Source organism: Micromonospora sp. NPDC002296, assembly GCF_040296145.1.
GTDB lineage: Bacteria > Actinomycetota > Actinomycetes > Mycobacteriales > Micromonosporaceae > Micromonospora.
Genome location: NZ_JBEOWQ010000037.1, coordinates 23,166 through 40,368, shown reverse-complemented (window position 1 = coordinate 40,368; position 17,203 = coordinate 23,166). Strand labels below are relative to the sequence as shown.

Below are 17,203 nucleotides of genomic sequence, written 5' to 3'. Positions count from 1 at the left end.
GCTCGGTGACGAACAGACCCTCACGCGTCAGCGGGGGTGGTTGTCGCCGCCCTTGCCAAGCTTGTTGAAGTCGATCTTCGGAAGCTTGAAGCCCGGCGGGAGACCCTGCCCGCCGGCCAGGTCGTTCGGGTCCAGGCCCGGCGGGAGCTGCGGCATGCCGCCCGGGAAGCCGCCCGGCAATCCGGCGCCCGCCCCCGTACGCGGCCGGTTGCCGCCCTTGGTGCCCTTGCGCTTGTTCTTCGGCGACTTGGTCGCCTTGCGCCGGCCGCCGCCGGGCAGGCCCATCATGCCGCCCATCTGCTTCATCATCTTCTGCGCGTCGGTGAAGCGGTTGAGCAGCTGGTTGACGTCCATCACCGTGACGCCGGAGCCGCCCGCGATCCGGGCCCGGCGGGAGCCGTTGATGATCTTCGGGTTGGTGCGCTCGGCCGGGGTCATCGACCGGATGATCGCGGTGACCCGGTCGAAGTGCTTGTCGTCCAGCTCGGCGAGCTGGTCCTTCATCTGCCCCATGCCCGGCATCATGGCCAGCACGTTGGCGATCGGGCCCATCCGGCGGACCGCGATGAGCTGGTCGAGGAAGTCCTCCAGGGTGAACTGCTCGCCGCCCATCAGCTTGGCGGTCATCTTCTCCTTCTGATCGGAGTCGAAGGCCTGTTCGGCCTGCTCGATCAGAGTGAGGACGTCGCCCATGCCGAGGATCCGGCTGGCCATCCGGTCGGGGTGGAAGACGTCGAAGTCCTCCAGCTTCTCGCCGGTGGAGGCGAACAGGATCGGCTGCCCGGTCACCTCGCGGACCGAGAGCGCGGCGCCGCCCCGGGCGTCGCCGTCGAGCTTGGAGAGCACCACGCCGGTGATGCCGACGCCGTCGCGGAACGCCTCGGCGGTGCGCACGGCGTCCTGACCGACCATCGCGTCGATGACGAAGATGACCTCGTCCGGGTTGACCGCGTCGCGGATGTCGGCGGCCTGCCGCATCATCTCGGCGTCGATGCCGAGCCGGCCGGCGGTGTCGACGATGACGATGTCCCGGGCGGACCGCTTCGCGTGCTCGATCGAGGCGCGCGCGACCTGCACCGGGTCGCCGGTGCCGTTGCCCGGCTCCGGGGCGTACACCTCGACGCCGGCGCGGCCACCGAGCACCTGGAGCTGCCCGACGGCGTTGGGGCGCTGGAGGTCGGCGGCGACCAGCAGCGGCTGGTGGCCCTGGGCCTTGAGCCAGCGGGCCAGCTTGCCGGCCAGGGTGGTCTTGCCGGAGCCCTGGAGGCCGGCCAGCATGATCACGGTCGGCGGCTGCTTGGCGAACTGGAGCCGCCGCCCCTCGCCGCCGAGGACGTTGATCAGCTCCTCGTTGACGATCTTGACAATCATCTGCGCCGGGTTCAGCGCCTGGGAGACCTCCGCACCGCGCGCCCGCTCCTTGACGTTCGCGATGAAGCCCTTGACCACCGGCAGGGCGACGTCGGCCTCCAGCAGCGCCATGCGGATCTCGCGCGCGGTGGCGTCGATGTCGGCGTCGGTGAGCCGACCCTTGCCGCGGAGCTTGGTGAAGATCCCGGAGAGGCGGTCACTCAAGGTGTCAAACACGCGAACATCCCGTTTGTCAGTGTTCCGGCGGGCACAACGCGGCCGGGCTCAGGTGTCCGGCCATGGCTAGGGTAGCCCGCCGACCGTGGCCGCGCTTCGGCCCCGCCGCCGAGCGGCGGGATCGCGGCGACGGGGAGCCGGCCCCCGGGCGGGGACGGCCGGTCCCGCCGCGCCCGGCGGCCGGGGCGACCCCGCACACGGCGGCCGGGGCGGCCTTTCACACGGCGGCCAGGACTGCGGCCTCCAGGCGGGCCCGCTCGTCGTCGGGGGGCCAGCCGCCGACCAGGTAGAAGGCGTCCACCACGTCGCCGCCGAGGGTGGAGATCCGGGCCGCGCGGACCTGGGCGCCGGCCTCGTCGAGGGCGCAGGTCACCCGGTACAGCAGCCCGGCCGCGTCGGCGGCGCGCAGTTCCAGCAGCACCGCGCCGGTGGCCGCCTCCCGGTGCCAGACCACCCGGGGCGCCGCCCCACTGCCGCGCGCCGCGAGGGCCCGGCCGCGCAGGCGCTGGGTGACCGAGACGTCGCCGGCCACCGCCCGGCGCAGGTCGCCGCCGAGCGCGATCGGGTCGGGCGGCAGACCGTACCGGGGTTGCACCCGGCACTCGACCAGGGCCCGGCCGTCGACCGTGGCGGCGTCCGCGGCGAGCACCTCCAGCCGGTGCAGGGCCAGACAGCCGGCCACCGTCGCGAGCAGCCCCCGCCGGTCGGCCGCGGCCACCGCCACCCGGTCCCCGGTCAGGTGTACGACCGGCAGTGGCCCGGCGATCAGCGCCGGGTCCGGGGCGGGCGGGGCGGGCAGCACGCCGGTGTCCAGCGCCGTGCGGACCCGGGTGACCAGCTCGGCGACGAGCCGGCCCTTCCAGTCCGACCAGGCGGCCGGGCCGGTGGCCGCCGCGTCGGCTCGGACCAGGGCGTGCAGCAGGTCCAGGGTGGTCGGGTCGCCGACCTGCTCGGCGACCCGGGCGATGGTCACCGGGTCGGACAGGTCGCGGCGGGTGGCCACGTCGGGCAGGAGCAGGTGCAGCCGGACCAGCGTGCCGATCAGCACCACCTCGGGCCCGGGCAGGCCGATCCGGGCGGCCACGGCCTCGGCCAGCGGCGCGCCCACGGTGCTGTGGTCCGCGTGGGCGGGCTCATGCCTGCCGGCCCGCCCGGCGGCACCCACGCCCGGCAGCCCCTTGCCGATGTCGTGCAGGAGCGCGCCGAGCAGCAGCAGGTCCGGCCGGTCCACCTCCCGGGTGTGCCGCCCGGCCTCGCACGCGGCCTGCACGAGGTGCCGGTCGAGGGTGTACCGGTGCACCGGGTTGTGCTGGGGCAGACTGCGCATCCTGGTCCACTCGGGCAGCCAGCCGTCGACCAGCCCGTACCGGTCGCAGGTCTCCCAGGCGGGCACCAGGCCGGGACCGGCCCCGAGCAGGGTGATCAGCGCGGCGCGCGCCTCGGCGGGCCACGGCGACGGCAGCGGCGGGCAGTACGCGGCCAGCCACTCGCAGGTGGCCCGGGCGATCGGCAGCCGGGTGATGGCCGCCGCGGCGGCCATCCGCAGCGACAGGCTCGGGTCGGGGCGCGCGCCGATGGCGGTGCGGGCCAGCACCAGTTCCCCGTCGTGCTCGACGACGTCCCGGGCGACCGGGCGGCGCACCGGCCGGGAATCGATGCCCCGGCGGCGGCCGGAGCGCAGCCGGTCGGCGGCCCGCCAGGCGTCGTCGAGGGCGTGGCTGATCGTACGGGCGTCCCCGGCGACCCGGCGCAGCAGCGCGTCGCCGTCGTCGGGCCCCGGCCCGGGCTGGAGCTGTCCCCCGACGGCTTCAGGCCGCTGCGCGGCGTCGGACGCACCGGGCTGCCGTAGCCCGAGCCGGGCTGCGACCCCGTCGCGTTCCTGGGCGACCAGCCGGTCGATTCGGCGGCCGGCCTGCTCGTGCAGGGCGTCGCGGGTGTCCAGCAGGCGCAGGTGGGCGGCCCGGACGGCGGGGCGCAGCGCGTCGGTGATGCCGGCGGCGGCGATGGCCCGCAGGATGCCCACGTCGCGCAGCCCGCCGGCGGCCTCCTTGAGGTCGCCCTCCAGCAGGAAGGCCAACTCGCCGTGGGCCTGCCAGCGGGCGGTGGTGATCTCCCGCAGGCCCGGGAGGCGGCGGACGGCGGTGCGCCGCCAGTGGTCGGTGGCGGTCCGGGCCAGGGTGTCGGCCAGTTCCCGGTCCCCGGCGACGAACCGGGCGTCGAGTAGGCCGAGGGCGACCTTGACGTCGTCCTGGGCCACCGAGAGCGCCTCGGCGACGGTACGCACCGAGTGGTCCAGCCGCAGCCCCGCATCCCAGATCGGGTACCACAGCTTCGGAGCCAACTCGTCCATCCCGCCCACCCCGGCATGCAGCAACACCAGGTCAAGGTCCCCGTACGGCGCACACTCCCGCCGCCCGAGCCCTCCCACGGCAACCAACGCCACCCCGCCCGGCCACGGCACCAACCCGCCCAGCCACCGCTCAAACGCTCCCGCCCGAGCCCTCCGAGCCCCTTCCCCGAGCCCCCCGACAACGCCAACGACCTCGTTGATCAAGAGGTCCGCGTCACCGTCACCGGCGCTTTCCGACGTATTCCTCTTGATCAACGAGGTCATCTCCCGTGTTCCGGCCCTAGAGGGCGTCGAGGCCGCGTTCGCCCGTGCGGACCCGGACCACCTCCTCGACGCCCGTGACCCACACCTTGCCGTCGCCGATCTTGCCGGTCCGGGCGGCCCCGACGATGGCGTCGACGATCTTGTCGACGTCGATCTCGTCGGTCAGCACCTCCACCCGGATCTTGGGCAGGAACTCGACGGTGTACTCGGCACCCCGGTAGACCTCGGTGTGCCCCTTCTGCCGGCCGTACCCCTGGACCTCGCTGACGGTCAGCCCGGCCACCCCGAGGGCGTGCAGAGCCTCCTTCACCGCGTCCAGCTGGTACGGCTTGATGACCGCGGTCACCAGCTTCATGTCCAACCCCTCCATCCCAGGAACGTTAACCGGCGACCTTCGCGCTGACCGGCTCGGCGGGCTCCTCCGAGGCCGGCTTGGTGCCGGCGGCACCGCCCGGCGTCCCGATCCCGGCGAGCGCGAACGCGCCGCCGCTGCCGCTGCCACCGGCCGGGGAGAGGTCGTAGCCGCTCTCGGCGTGCTCGGCGATGTCGATGCCCTCGACCTCGGCCTCGGGCTTGACCCGGAAGCCGATGGTCTTCTCGATCACGAAGGCGAGCACCCAGGCGACCGCGAACGACCAGACGGTCACGATCAGGCCGGCGATCGCCTGACGGCCGAGCTGGGTGACGCCGCCGCCGTAGAACAGTCCGTCGGAGGCGCCGACCACGTCGCTGATCGCGGCGTTGACCGAGTTGGTGGCGAACAGGCCGAGCCACAGCGACCCGATCCAGCCGCCGACGAAGTGCACGCCGACCACGTCGAGGGAGTCGTCATAGCCGAGCTTGTACTTCAGGCTGATGGCCAGCGCGCAGACCACGCCGGCGACGATGCCGAGCAGGACCGCGGCCCAGGGGGCGATGAAGCCACAGGCCGGGGTGATGGCGACCAGGCCGGCGACGGCGCCGGAGGACGCACCGACCATGGTCGGCCGCTTGTCCTTGATCCACTCCACCGCGAGCCAGCCGAGCACCGCCGCGGCGGTGGCGAGCTGGGTGTTGATGAACGCGAGCCCGGCGACCGAGTCGACGGTCAGCTCCGAGCCGGCGTTGAACCCGAACCAGCCGAACCAGAGCAGGCCGGCGCCGAGCGCGACCAGCGGGATGTTGTGCGGCTTCATGCCCTCGCGGGGCCAGCCGAGCCGCTTGCCGAGCACCAGCGCCACGGCCAGGGCCGCCGCACCGGCGTTGATGTGCACCGCGGTGCCACCGGCGAAGTCCAACGCGTGGATGTCACCGCCGATGATGCCGCCGCCCCACACCCAGTGCGCGACCGGGAAGTAGACCAGCGTCGCCCAGCCGAAGGCGAACAGCAGCCAGCCGCCGAACTTCGCCCGGTCGGAGATCGCGCCACTGATCAGCGCGACAGTGATCACCGCGAAGACCATCTGGAACGCCATGAACACGTAGAGCGGGACCCCGATGCCGCTGGGGTTCTCCGCGGTGGCGCCCCACAGGTCCGTCTCGGCCAGGAAGGTCTTGGTGCCGAGGTACGCGCCCGGGTCGCCCCAGAATCCGTTCACGTCGGCCCCGAAGGCGACGCTGAAGCCGTAGAACCACCACAGAACAGAGATGAGCCCGATGGCGGAGAAGCTCATCATCATCATGTTGAGCACGCCCTTGGCCCGGTTGAGCCCGCCGTAGAACAGCGCGAGCCCGGGCGTCATGAGCAGCACGAGCGCGGTCGAAACCAGCAGCCAAACGGTGTTGGCGCCGTCGATCGTCGGTGCTTCAGGCACGCTGGCCTCCTAAAGGTGAAGTTCCCTCCTTCGCGGCTTCCGGGGCAACGTCGCCCGTACGCCGGTTGCGCGGAAGCTTGGTCGTCGCCTGTTTCCTTCAGCGTCACCGGTCGATTTCCAACCCGTGACGCTGTGTTTCATACGTGTGAAGAACCCCTCACCGTCCCCACCAGCCCCCCTCCTGCCTCGCCCCGCCCCTCGCTCACGGAAAGAGTGGCCATTCCCGCCGGAATGGCCACTCTTTCCCAGAGACTGCGAGTACGGACGGGCGGCGTGGGGGTCAGCGGAGGGCGTACTCCAGGGCGTGGCGTTCGTAGTCGAGCAGGCGTAGGTCGCGCATGGGGCGTCGGAGGTGACCCTTGTGCACGATCCGGACGAACGCCGGCTCCCCCGCGGCGGCCATCCGGCGGATGCCCTCGACGTGGTCGACGACGCGCTTGCGGATGGTCCGGACCAGCCGGTGCCGGTCGCGCGGGATCAGCCCGTACGCGTCGGCGAACAGCCGCAGCCGGCGCGGCCGGTCCGGGCGGTTCCAGCCCAGCGTGATCGAGTCCCGGTCGGAGAAGATCGGCACCCAGGTCCACGCCGCGTACGCCACGTCGTAGATCCGCGCGCCCGGCGAGGCGAGGTCGAAGTCGATCAGCCCGAGGGTGCCGTCCGGCCGCCAGATGACGTTGTGCGGGGCGGCGTCGTGGTGGCAGATCACCTCGGTGTCCGGCGGCGGCGGCCCGAAGGAGCGCCACACCGCGCCGGGCGGCGGGGCGAAGCCGTACTGGGCGTCGTGGAACATCCGCAGCATGGTGGCGACCGTGACCAGCGCCTCGTCGGTGACCCAGTGCGGGGCCAGGGGGTACTCCCCGCACTCCCCCTCCAGGTACGACAGCACCTCGCGGTTGCGCTCGTCCATCCCGAGTGCCCGGGGAGCGCCGGTGAACCCGACGTACTCCAGGTGGCGCAGCAGGGCGTGCACGGACGGGGTCCATGGGCCGGCGTTGCGTCGGACGGTGTCGCCCACCCGGACCACGGTGCTCACGTTCCCGCCGTGCAGCGGGATCTCCTGCGAAGTCACGTACGGTCTCCCGAGGCCCGGCGCCGGGTGGCGGTCCCCGCGCCATCCGGCGTGGGCGCGATCGTCACTGGTCACTGCGAGGTTACGCGTCCCGGGCGAGCGGCTCGGTGCCGAGCAGCGCGTCGACGAACTGCGCCGGGTCGAACGGGGCCAGGTCGTCCTTGCCCTCGCCGAGGCCGACCAGCTTGACCGGAATGCCGAGCTTGCGCTGCACGGCGATCACGATGCCGCCCTTGGCGGTGCCGTCGAGCTTGGTCAGCACCACACCGGTCACGTTGACCACCTCGGTGAAGACCCGGGCCTGCTCAAGGCCGTTCTGGCCGGTGGTGGCGTCGAGGATGAGCAGGGTCTCGTCGATCGGGCCGTGCTTCTCGACCACCCGCTTGACCTTGCCCAGCTCGTCCATCAGGCCGACCTTGTTCTGCAGCCGGCCGGCGGTGTCGATCAGCACGGTGTCCACGCCGGTGTCGATGCCCCGCTTGACCGCGTCGAAGGCCACGCTGGCCGGGTCGGCGGCCTCCGGGCCGCGGACGGTCTCCGCGCCGACCCGGCCGCCCCAGGTCTCCAGCTGGTCGGCGGCGGCGGCGCGGAAGGTGTCGGCCGCGCCCAGCAGCACGGTACGGCCGTCGGCGACCAGCACCCGGGCGATCTTGCCGCAGGTGGTGGTCTTGCCGGCGCCGTTGACCCCGACCACCAGCAGCACCGCCGGGACGCCCTCCTTCGGGGCGGTCCGCAGCGACCGGTCCAGGCTCGGGTCGAGGGCGTTGACCAGTTCGGCGGCGAGCAGGGCGCGCAGCTCGGTGGCGGACCGGGTGCCGAGCACCCGGGTCCGTTCCCGAAGCCGGTCGACGATGTCCCGGGTGGCGTCGATTCCGACGTCGGCGGTGATCAGGCTGTCCTCGATCTCCTCCCAGGCGTCCTCGTCGAGGTGGTCGCGGGAGAGCAGCCCGAGCAGGCCCTTGCCGAAGGCGTTCTGCGAGCGGGACAACCGGGAACGCAGCCGGACCAGCCGGCCGGCGGTCGGCTCGGGCACCTCGACGGTGGGCGCGGGCGCCTCCAGCACGGGCGGCGGCTCGACCAGGATCCCGGTGGAGAGGTCGGACTCGGGTGCTTCGACGGGCGGTCCGGCGAGGTCCTCCTCGGCCCGGGTGTCCACCTCCGTCTCCGGCAGCGGCGGTTCGGGGCGCCGGCGCAGCCGTGGCACCACGAGCCCGAGGCCGCCGAGGATCAGCACGCCGAGCAGGGCGAGCGCGATGAGGAGGTATTCCGTCATGCCGAAATCCTGTCAGATGCCGGCGACGGCGTCCCAGCCACCGCACCCGGCGGGCGACCGAGCTGCGGGTACGCTCGCCCAGCCGTGGCTGGCACAGCCGCCGACCGGGTAGAAATGATGAGATCGGCTCACCCTGGAGGTCACCCATGCCGGCTCCCCGCCTGCTCATCGGCCCGCTGCTGCGCCGGGTCGTCGACACGCGGGCCACGGTCTGGGTGGAGACCAGTGCGCCCGCGACGGTCCGGGTCCGCACGGCAGACGGCGCCGAGGGCGCCGCGGCCACCTTCTCGGCGTACGACCACCACTACGCGCTCGTCGTGGTGACGGGGCTCACCCCGGACAGCGCGACGACGTACGAGGTGCTGGTCGACGACGAGGTGGCCTGGCCGGAGCCGCAGGGCGGCTTCCCGCCCAGCGTCATCCGCACCCGGGCCGCCGACGACCGGGACCAGCCGGTGCGTCTGGTGTTCGGCTCCTGCCGGGAGACCACCCAGCACTCGACCGCCCGCAAGCTGCCCCCGGACGCGCTCGACGCGTACGCCCGGCGGTTGATGACCGAGCCGGACCAGGCCGCCGCCCAGCCCGACCTGCTGGTGCTGCTCGGCGACCAGGTCTACGCCGACGTGACCTCCCCCACGGTCCGGCGGCTGCTGAAGCGACGCCGGCGGCGGCCCAAGGGCGCGCCGGGCGACCAAGTGGTCAGCTTCGACGAGTACACGAAGCTCTACCTGGAGTCGTGGCGGGACCCGGAGATCCGCTGGCTGTTCTCCACGGTCCCGAGCGTGATGATCTTCGACGACCACGAGATCATCGACGACTGGAACACCTCGGCCGAGTGGCGGGCCGACATGCGCGAACAGCCCTGGTGGGCGGAGCGGATCAGCAGCGGCCTCGCCTCGTACTGGGTCTACCAGCACCTGGGCAACCTCTCCCCCGACGAGATCGCCGCCGACCCGGTCTTCGCCAGCGTCAGCGCGGCGGGGAACGCCACCGACGTGCTGCGCGAGTTCGGGAAGCGGGTCGACACCGAGGCCGACCTCGCCCACGACACCGAGCGCTGGCGGGCCGTGCAGTACCAGTGGAGCTACGCGCTGGACCTGGGCCGGACCCGGCTGGTCATGCTGGACAACCGGTGCAGCCGGGTGCTGGAGCCCGGCCAGCGGGCGATGCTGCCCCCGGGCGAGTGGTCGTGGTTCCTCGACCGCGCCCACGGCGTCTACGACCACCTCGTGGTCGGCGCGTCCCTGCCCTGGCTGCTGCCGCCGGGCATCCACCACGTGGAGGCGTGGAACGAGAAGCTCGCCGACTCCCGACAGCGCCGGGTCGCCCGGCTGTCGGAGAAGCTGCGCCGGGCGCTGGACCTGGAGCACTGGGCCGCGTTCCGCCGCTCGTTCGACGCGCTCGGCGCCCTCTTCGCCCGCATCGGCAGCGGCACCCCCGGCGAGCCCGGCGAGCGGGTCGGGGCCGGGCCGGCGTACGCGCCACCGGCGTCGATCAGCGTGCTCTCCGGTGACGTGCACCACTCGTACGTGGCGCGGGCGCGGTTCGACGACCCGGACGTGGTCACCCCGGTGCACCAGCTCACCTGCTCACCCATCCACAACCAGGTGCCCGCCGGGATGCGCCCGCTGATGAAGCTGGGCTGGTCGCCCGGACCGGCCGGGGCCACCCGGGCCCTCGCCCGCACCGCCGGGGTTCGCCGCCCGCCGTTGCGGTGGAAGCGGCTGGCCGGGCCGTACTTCGGCAACGCGGTCGCCACGCTGGTACACGCCGGGCGGACGGCCGAGGTGACCGTCGAGGGCACCACCAGCGCGGGCCACCTGCGTGAGGTGATGCGGCAGCGCCTCACGTCCGGCGGCTGACCTCCGCCGTACCGCCCGGGGTTTCGGCAGTTTTCTTTGTGCGGCATCGAATCGCGCCTTTGCCCCGTTCCACTCCGTGGCGTGGTCGACCTGCCCATACCCGCGGCGGGTGCGTGACTGATGCCAGAACGAGACATTCAACAGCGATGATCTTCCGGTGTTCCGTCAGAACACTCTCTGCCCTTGCTGTGTGAGGGCATGGTCACCCCTTGGGTGGAAGGAAGAATTGCATGGGGATTCCCTGGCTTGCCGATGTCCTGCGAGCAGCCGGCGTCGCGGTTGTCGAGGAAGGAGACTGGCGCTCGCGGGGTGTCAGCGGCTCGTTCGCCCCGATCGGGGTGCTGTGGCACCACACCGCCGCCACATCCAGCCCGAGCAGACCGGCACCGGCACTGGGCGTCTGCATCAACGGCCGATCCGACCTGCCCGGTCCGCTGTGTCATGCGCTGGTTGACTACAACGGCGTGTTCCACCTGATCTCCGCCAACCGCGCCAACCACGCCGGCAACAGCCGGGGCAGCGGACCCATCCCCGCGGGCAGCGGCAACACGATGCTGATCGGGTGGGAGATCGACTACAACGGTGTCAACCAGGCGATGACCCAGGCCCAGTACAACGCGTCCGTCGCGGCCACCGCCGCGGTGCTGCGCACGCTGGGCCGCGACGCCAGCTACGCCCGGGGCCACCGCGAGACCAGCACCACCGGGAAGATCGACCCCTCCTTCATCGACCTCGACGCGATGCGCCGCGACGTCGCCGCCGCCATGGCCGGTGGCCCCGGCCCCGACCCGAGCGTCGGCCCGATGTTCCACCAGTCGCGTTACCCGGACAGGTCGTGGACCGGGTTCCAGCCGTTGGCCGGCTACGGGACGACAGCGCCCGGCCAGGCACGCGACATGGCGATCGCCGGAATGGCGGACGGCTCCGCCCACCTCCTCATCGTCGGCGCCGACAACGGCATCTACCACAAGATCCGCAACCCCAACGGCACCTGGACCGGCCTGCAACCGCTGCCCGGCGTGGGCACCCCCACCACGGCCGCCGGCAGCCGCGTCAGCATCGCCGGAATGCCCGACGGCTCCGCCCAGGTCCTCATCGTCGGCGCGAACAACGGCATCCACCACCAGATCCGCAACCCCAACGGCACCTGGACCGGATTCCAACCCATCAGCGGCTACAACACCTCAGCCCCCGCAGCCGGCAAGGACGTCGCCATCACCGGCCTGCCCGACGGCTCCGCCCAGATGCTCCTCGTCGGCGCCGACAACGGCATCTACCACAAGATCCGCAACCCCAACGGCACCTGGACCGCCCTGCAACCGCTGCCCGGCGTGGGCACCCCCACCACGGCCGCCGGCAGCAACGTCAGCATCGCCGGAATGCCCGACGGCTCCGCCCAGGTCCTCATCGTCGGCGCGAACAACGGCATCCACCACCAGATCCGCAACCCCAACGGCACCTGGACCGGATTCCAACCCATCAGCGGCTACAACACCTCAGCCCCCGCAGCCGGCAAGGACGTCGCCATCACCGGCCTGCCCGACGGCTCCGCCCAGATGCTCCTCGTCGGCGCCGACAACGGCATCTACCACAAGATCCGCAACCCCAACGGCAGTTGGGACGCTCTCCAGCCACTCACCGGCGTCGGCACACCGACCACGGCCGCCGGAAGCCGCGTCAGCATCGCCGGCATGCCCGAGGGCTCCGCCCAGGTGACCATCGTCGGCAAACGTTGACGAAGCACCCGCGGGCCGCGGGCTGACACCAGCACCCGGAACGCTCCACGTACGTCGGGGTACGGCCACACCTGGCCGTACCCCGAGGCGAAACGCTCACCGTCAGCCGACCGGCCAGCCCGGGCGGGCCGGTCGGTCGTCGTGCCGTGCTGACAATGCGGTCGCGAACTGTCGGAGTGCTCGGCGAGGATGACCGGCATGACCTGGCGAGCACCGGAGATCACCCGGACCCCCGAGCCCTACGTCGGCGACGAGCGCACCATGTTGGAGGGCTGGCTGGACTACCACCGGCAGACCCTGCTGCTCAAGTGCGCCGGGCTGACCGCGGAGCAGCTACGCACGCCGAGCGTCGAGCCCTCGGGGCTCACCCTGCTCGGCCTGGTCCGGCACCTGGCCGAGGTGGAGGCCTGGTGGTTCCGGGAGAGCTTCGCCGGTGAGCGGGTCGACTACCCCTACTACACGCCAGACAACCCGGACGCCGACCACGACGTGAGCGCCGCCGACGCAGCGGCCGATTTCGCCACCTACCATCGGGAGATCGCGCTGGCCCGCGCCGCCACCACCGGCCGGTCGCTCGACGAGACCTTCACCGAGGTCGGCCCGAAGCGCCGGACGTTCAACCTGCGCTGGGTCTACGTGCACCTGATCGAGGAGTACGCCCGGCACAACGGCCACGCCGACCTGATCCGCGAAAGGATCGACGGCCGCACCGGCGAGTGACCGGCCCGGCCGCCGCCGCACGCCTTCAGGAGGCCAGCGCGGCCCGCAGGTAGCGCAGGTCGGCCGGGCCGCTCCAGCGCAGCGCCGACAGCCCGGCGACGCGGGCGCCCCGGATCGACCGGTCCTCGTCGTCGACGAAGAGCACCCGGGCCGGCGGGGTCCCCAGCGCCTCGCAGGCGGCCTGGAAGTACTCCTTCGCCGGCTTGTGCACCCCGATCTTCGAGGAGTTGACCACCACGTCCAGCTCACCGACCAGGCCGAGCGCGACGAGGTCGGCGTCGAGCAGGTCGGTGGCGTTCGTGCCGAGCCCGACCCGGATGCCGCCGGCCCGCGCCTCGCGGACGAAGTCGAGCACCTCGGGGTCCACCTCGCCGCGGTAGCGCTGCCACTGCTCGACGGCGGCACGGGCCCGCTCGGGGTCGCCCACGGAGTCGGTCAGGGCGTCGGAGACGCTGGTCATCCAGTCGGCGTGGCTGACCTTGCCGGTCAGCACCGGTTGGAGCCGCCCCCAATGCATGGCGATCTCGGTGAGCACGCCCTCGGACAGGCCGTACTCCCGCTCCACCCCGGCGGCCACCGCCGGGTCCCACCGCCGCAGGACGCCGTCGAAATCCACCAGGAGCGCCGTCGCCCGTTCCCGACCCACTACTCGTTCTCCTCGCCGCGGCCACGCCGCTCGTCGTCCCCGTCGGCCCGGTTGAGCCGTTGGCTGATCACCTGGGTCACCCCGTTGCGCATGGTCACGCCGTACAGGGCGTCGGCGATCTCCATCGTCCGCTTCTGGTGCGTGATGACGATCAGCTGACTCTTCTCCCGCAACTGTGCCAGCAAAGTGATCAACCGGCCCAGGTTGACGTCGTCGAGGGCCGCCTCCACCTCGTCCATGATGTAGAACGGGCTGGGCCGGGCCCGGAAGATCGCCACCAGCATGGCCACCGCGGTCAGCGACCGCTCGCCGCCGGAGAGCAGGGAGAGCCGCTTGATCCTCTTGCCCGGCGGACGGGCCTCCACCTCCACGCCGGTGATGAGCAGGTCGTCGGGTTCGGTGAGGATCAGCCGACCCTCGCCGCCGGGGAAGAGCACCGTGAATACCTGCTCGAACTCCCGGGCGGTGTCGGCGAACGCACTGGCGAAGACCTCCAGGATCCGCTCGTCGACGTCCTTGACCACGGTGAGCAGGTCCCGGCGGGTGGCCTTGAGGTCCTCCAGTTGCTCGGTGAGGAACTTGAAGCGCTCCTCCAGCGCGGCGAACTCCTCCAGCGCGAGCGGGTTCACCTTGCCCAGCAGGGCCAGCTCCCGCTCCGCCTTGGCGGCCCGCTTCTCCTGCACCGGGCGCTCGTAGGCGACCGGCTCGGGCACCGGCAGCCCGTCCCGCTCGGCCGCCGCCACGTCCGCCTGCGTCGGCGGTACGGGCTGGTGCGGGCCGTACTCGGCGACCAGGGTCTCCACGTCCAGGCCGAAGTCCTCGGCGGCCTTCGCCTCCAACTGCTCGATGCGCAGCCGCTGCTCGGCGCGGGCCACCTCGTCCCGGTGCACCTGGCTGGTCAGCCGCTCCAGCTCCGCGCCGAGGCGCTTGGCCGCGCCGCGCACCTCGGACAGCTCGGCCTCCCGGGTGGCGCGCTCGCGGGCCACGGCGTCCCGGTGCTCCTCGGCCCGCGCGATCGTGGTGGCCAACCGGGCCAGCGCCTCGCGGGCGCCGCCGGCGACCGCGCGGGCGATGTCCGCGCCCCGGGCCCGGGCGGCCCGGCGGGCCGCCGCGCGCTCCCGCGCGGCCCGCTCGGCGGTGGCCTGCCGGCGCAGCGAGTCGGCCCGGCCGGCGATCGAGGAGACCCGCTCCTCGGCGGTACGCACCGCGAGCCGGACCTCCATCTCGTTCTGCCGGGCCCGCGGCACCATCGCGGCGAGCTGGTCGCGCTCCTCGGTGGACGGCTCGGCGTCGAGCGGGGTGGACTCGGCCAGCCGGAGCCGTTCCGCCAGCTCGGCCAGGGCGGTCAGGTCGCGTTCCCGGGCCGCCTCGGCGCGGGATCGGGAGTCGCCGAGCCGGTCGGTCTCCGCCTTCGCCGACCGGGCGGCGGCGCCCAGCTCGGCGAGCCGACGGGCGGCGGCGTTGCGGTGGCTCTCGGCCTCCCGCCTCGCGGCGGCGGCATGCTGCACCACCTCCTTCGCGGCGGCCACCTCGGCGCGCGCCTCGCGGAGCTGGTCGCGCAGCTCGGCGGCGGCCCGCTCCGCGGCCGTCCGGTTGGCCCGGGCCTCCTCCACGGCGGCCTGCACCTCGATGAAGCTGGGTGCCTTGGCCGACCCGCCGGCCGCCGCGTACGCCCCGACCACGTCACCGTCGGGAGTGACCGCGCGCAGCTCCGGGTTCCCGGCGACCAGCTCGGACGCGGCGGCGAGGTCGTCGACCAGCACCACGTCGCGCAGCGCCCGGTGCACGGCCGGGCGCAGCTCGGCCGAGCACTCGACCAGGTCGGGGGCCCAGCGGGCGTGCTCGGGCAGCTTCGGGCGCAGCGCGTCGGCCGACCCGGTCATGCCCGGCCCGGCGGGGCTGCCGACCAGCAGACCGGCCCGACCGGCGTCGGCGATCTTCAGCAGCCGCATCGCCTCGACCGCCTCGTCGACGCCGCTGACGGCGACCGCGTCGGCGAGCCCGCCGAGCGCCGCGGCGAGCGCCGCGGAGTGGCCGGGGGCGACGCTGAGCAGCCCGGCCAGGCTGCCGAGCAGGCCGGGCACCTCGTCGGCGCGGGCGAGCAGCGCGCCCGCACCGTCCTTGCGGCGCAGCCCGGTGGCGAGCGCCTCCTCGCGTGCCTTGTGCGTCGCGGCGTCCTTCTCGACGGCCCGCTCGGCGTCGGCGAGGGACCGGACCGCTGCCTGCGCCTTCTCCTGCACCGCGACCGCCTCGGCGTGCCGGGCGTCGAGGTCGGCGTTGTCCCGGTCGGCCTCGGTGGACTGTTCGGCCACCGCGTCGAGGTCGGCCTGCGCCTGCGCGGCGCGGGCCAGGGCGTCGGCGTGCGCGGCGGCGAGCCGGTCGATCTCCTCACCGGCGCTGGTGGTGCGGGCCCGCGCCGAGTTCACCTGGCCGGTGAGCCGGGCCAGTCCCTCGCGCCGGTCGGCGATGGCTTTGGCCGCCGCGACCAGTTCCCGCTCGGCGGCGGCGAGCTGCCGTTCCAGCTCCTGCCGGTGTTCGACGGCCTCGGCGAGCCGGATCTGGTCGTCGGTGAGCGCCGCCCGCAGCTCCTCCTCCTGCTCGTGGATTCGCTCGGCCTCGGCCTCCAACTGGTCGGGGTCGCGGCCGGGGCGCTCGTCGTCGCCGGTGGCGCTGAGGTGACGCAGCCGCTCCCGGGCGAGCTGCTCGATGGAGCGGAACCGCTCGGACAGCGCGGAGAGCTTGTACCAGGTGTCCTGGGCGGCAGCCAGCAGCGGGGCGTCCTCCGCCAGTGCCGCCTCCAGCTCACCGAGCCGGCCCTGCACCTCGACGTGCTCCGCCTCGATCTGCTCGCGCCGCTCGCGCAGGGCGCTCTCGTCGGCGATCTCCTTGTCCAGGGTGGCGCGCAGGGTGGCCAGGTCGTCGGCGAGCAGCCGCAGCCGGGCGTCGCGCAGGTTGGCCTGGATCGCGGCGGCCCGCCGGGCCATCTCGGCCTGCCGCCCCAGCGGCTTGAGCTGACGGCGCAGCTCGGCGGTGAGGTCGGTGAGCCGGTTGAGGTTGGTCTGCATCGCGTCCAGCTTCCGCAGCGCCTTTTCCTTGCGCTTGCGGTGCTTGAGGACGCCGGCCGCCTCCTCGATGAACGCCCGCCGGTCCTCCGGCTTGGCGTGCAGCATCCCGTCGAGCCGGCCCTGCCCGACGATGATGTGCATCTCCCGGCCGATGCCGGAGTCCGACAGCAGCTCCTGGATGTCGAGCAGGCGGCAGGAGTCGCCGTTGATCTCGTACTCGCTCTCGCCGGAGCGGAACATCCGGCGGGTGATGGAGACCTCGGTGTACTCGATCGGCAGCGCGCCGTCGGTGTTGTCGATGGTGAGGGTGACCTCGGCCCGGCCCAGCGGCGACCGCCCGGCGGTGCCGGCGAAGATGACGTCCTCCATCTTGCCGCCGCGCAGCGCCTTGGCGCCCTGCTCGCCGAGCACCCAGGCGATGGCGTCGACGACGTTGGACTTGCCGGAGCCGTTCGGGCCCACCACGCAGGTGATCCCGGGCTCCAGCTTCAGCGTCGTCGCGGAGGCGAAGGACTTGAACCCCTTCACCGTCAGGCTCTTGAGATACACCTTCTCGATCCTCGTCCGGTGGTCGCCGACCGTCGTGGGCTGCGCGGACCTGGTGACCCGCAGACTAACCCGCCCTCGCCGGGGGCCGGACACGCGACCCGCCCCGGGCGGCCGTTCTCCACCGGCCCGTCGCGGCCGACGTCGGGCGTCCCGGTACGGATCGGACGGATCGCCGGACCGAACCTTGATCAATTATTCAAGATCAGGAAATGGTGCCGGGGAATGGCCCGGACATGGCGGCGCGCCGGCACATAAGTGTCGGCGCGCGATTTTGCGTGGTGCGATTCAG

General features: G+C 73.0%; 11 protein-coding genes. 3 read left to right on the top strand and 8 right to left on the bottom strand.

Translation table 11 applies throughout. From position 1 onward, the window contains the following. Window positions 1-27: 27 nt before the first annotated feature. The 6 genes from ffh to ftsY form a co-directional block, all read right to left on the bottom strand. A complete protein-coding gene (gene ffh / locus ABT023_RS23300; protein WP_350888509.1) occupies window positions 28-1,587 on the bottom strand; it encodes a signal recognition particle protein in 1,560 nt (519 codons plus the stop codon). 217 nt (window positions 1,588-1,804) lie between these two features. Then, on the bottom strand, window positions 1,805-4,201 hold the full coding sequence (locus tag ABT023_RS23295; RefSeq protein ID WP_350888508.1) for a [protein-PII] uridylyltransferase: 2,397 nt from the start codon (window positions 4,199-4,201) through the stop codon (window positions 1,805-1,807). Between the two features lie 16 nt (window positions 4,202-4,217). Beyond that, on the bottom strand, window positions 4,218-4,556 hold the full coding sequence (locus ABT023_RS23290; RefSeq protein WP_174537509.1) for a P-II family nitrogen regulator: 339 nt from the start codon (window positions 4,554-4,556) through the stop codon (window positions 4,218-4,220). A 25-nt stretch (window positions 4,557-4,581) separates the two neighbouring features. Continuing rightward, complete coding sequence (locus ABT023_RS23285; protein WP_350888507.1) at window positions 4,582-5,994, bottom strand: ammonium transporter; 1,413 nt, start codon at window positions 5,992-5,994, stop codon at window positions 4,582-4,584. A 280-nt stretch (window positions 5,995-6,274) separates the two neighbouring features. Next, window positions 6,275-7,138: an aminoglycoside phosphotransferase family protein gene (locus ABT023_RS23280; protein WP_350888506.1), complete on the bottom strand. Its 864-nt coding sequence runs from the start codon at window positions 7,136-7,138 to the stop codon at window positions 6,275-6,277. A gap of 7 nt (window positions 7,139-7,145) precedes the next feature. Beyond that, the gene (gene ftsY, locus ABT023_RS23275) at window positions 7,146-8,336 is read right to left on the bottom strand and encodes a signal recognition particle-docking protein FtsY (RefSeq protein WP_350888505.1); all 1,191 of its coding nucleotides are present in this window, start codon (window positions 8,334-8,336) and stop codon (window positions 7,146-7,148) included. A 146-nt stretch (window positions 8,337-8,482) separates the two neighbouring features. Here ftsY and ABT023_RS23270 point away from each other — a divergent pair, with 146 nt between their 5' ends. The 3 genes from ABT023_RS23270 (at window position 8,483) to ABT023_RS23260 (ending at window position 12,654) form a co-directional block, all read left to right on the top strand. Next, entirely contained in the window at window positions 8,483-10,198 is a 1,716-nt protein-coding gene (locus ABT023_RS23270; RefSeq protein WP_350888504.1) for an alkaline phosphatase D family protein, read from the top strand. A 230-nt stretch (window positions 10,199-10,428) separates the two neighbouring features. Continuing rightward, window positions 10,429-11,934 (top strand): DUF8189 domain-containing protein, encoded by a 1,506-nt coding sequence (locus ABT023_RS23265; RefSeq protein ID WP_350888503.1) that lies wholly within the window; start codon window positions 10,429-10,431, stop codon window positions 11,932-11,934. 198 nt (window positions 11,935-12,132) lie between these two features. Then, window positions 12,133-12,654, top strand: a complete 522-nt coding sequence (locus tag ABT023_RS23260; protein ID WP_350888502.1) for a DinB family protein — start codon at window positions 12,133-12,135, stop codon at window positions 12,652-12,654. Between the two features lie 25 nt (window positions 12,655-12,679). Here the strand turns inward: ABT023_RS23260 and ABT023_RS23255 are convergent, their stop codons facing one another. Both ABT023_RS23255 and smc read right to left on the bottom strand, forming a co-directional pair. Next, window positions 12,680-13,300 carry an HAD family hydrolase gene (locus tag ABT023_RS23255; protein WP_350888501.1) on the bottom strand — a complete coding sequence of 207 codons (621 nt, stop codon included), beginning with the start codon at window positions 13,298-13,300 and terminating at the stop codon, window positions 12,680-12,682. Next, window positions 13,300-16,914 (bottom strand): chromosome segregation protein SMC, encoded by a 3,615-nt coding sequence (gene smc / locus ABT023_RS23250; RefSeq protein ID WP_350888500.1) that lies wholly within the window; start codon window positions 16,912-16,914, stop codon window positions 13,300-13,302. The genes ABT023_RS23255 and smc overlap by 1 nt, the downstream gene beginning before the upstream one ends. Window positions 16,915-17,203 lie beyond the last annotated feature (289 nt).

Bases quoted from the DNA above. Each gene is read 5' to 3' on its own strand.
- ABT023_RS23295 (WP_350888508.1), bottom strand. From the start codon at position 4,201: ATGACCTCGTTGATCAAGAGGAATACGTCGGAAAGCGCCGGTGACGGT.
- ABT023_RS23290 (WP_174537509.1), bottom strand. From the start codon at position 4,556: ATGAAGCTGGTGACCGCGGTCATCAAGCCGTACCAGCTGGACGCGGTG.
- ftsY (WP_350888505.1), bottom strand. From the start codon at position 8,336: ATGACGGAATACCTCCTCATCGCGCTCGCCCTGCTCGGCGTGCTGATC.
- ABT023_RS23270 (WP_350888504.1), top strand. From the start codon at position 8,483: ATGCCGGCTCCCCGCCTGCTCATCGGCCCGCTGCTGCGCCGGGTCGTC.
- ABT023_RS23265 (WP_350888503.1), top strand. From the start codon at position 10,429: ATGGGGATTCCCTGGCTTGCCGATGTCCTGCGAGCAGCCGGCGTCGCG.
- ABT023_RS23260 (WP_350888502.1), top strand. From the start codon at position 12,133: ATGACCTGGCGAGCACCGGAGATCACCCGGACCCCCGAGCCCTACGTC.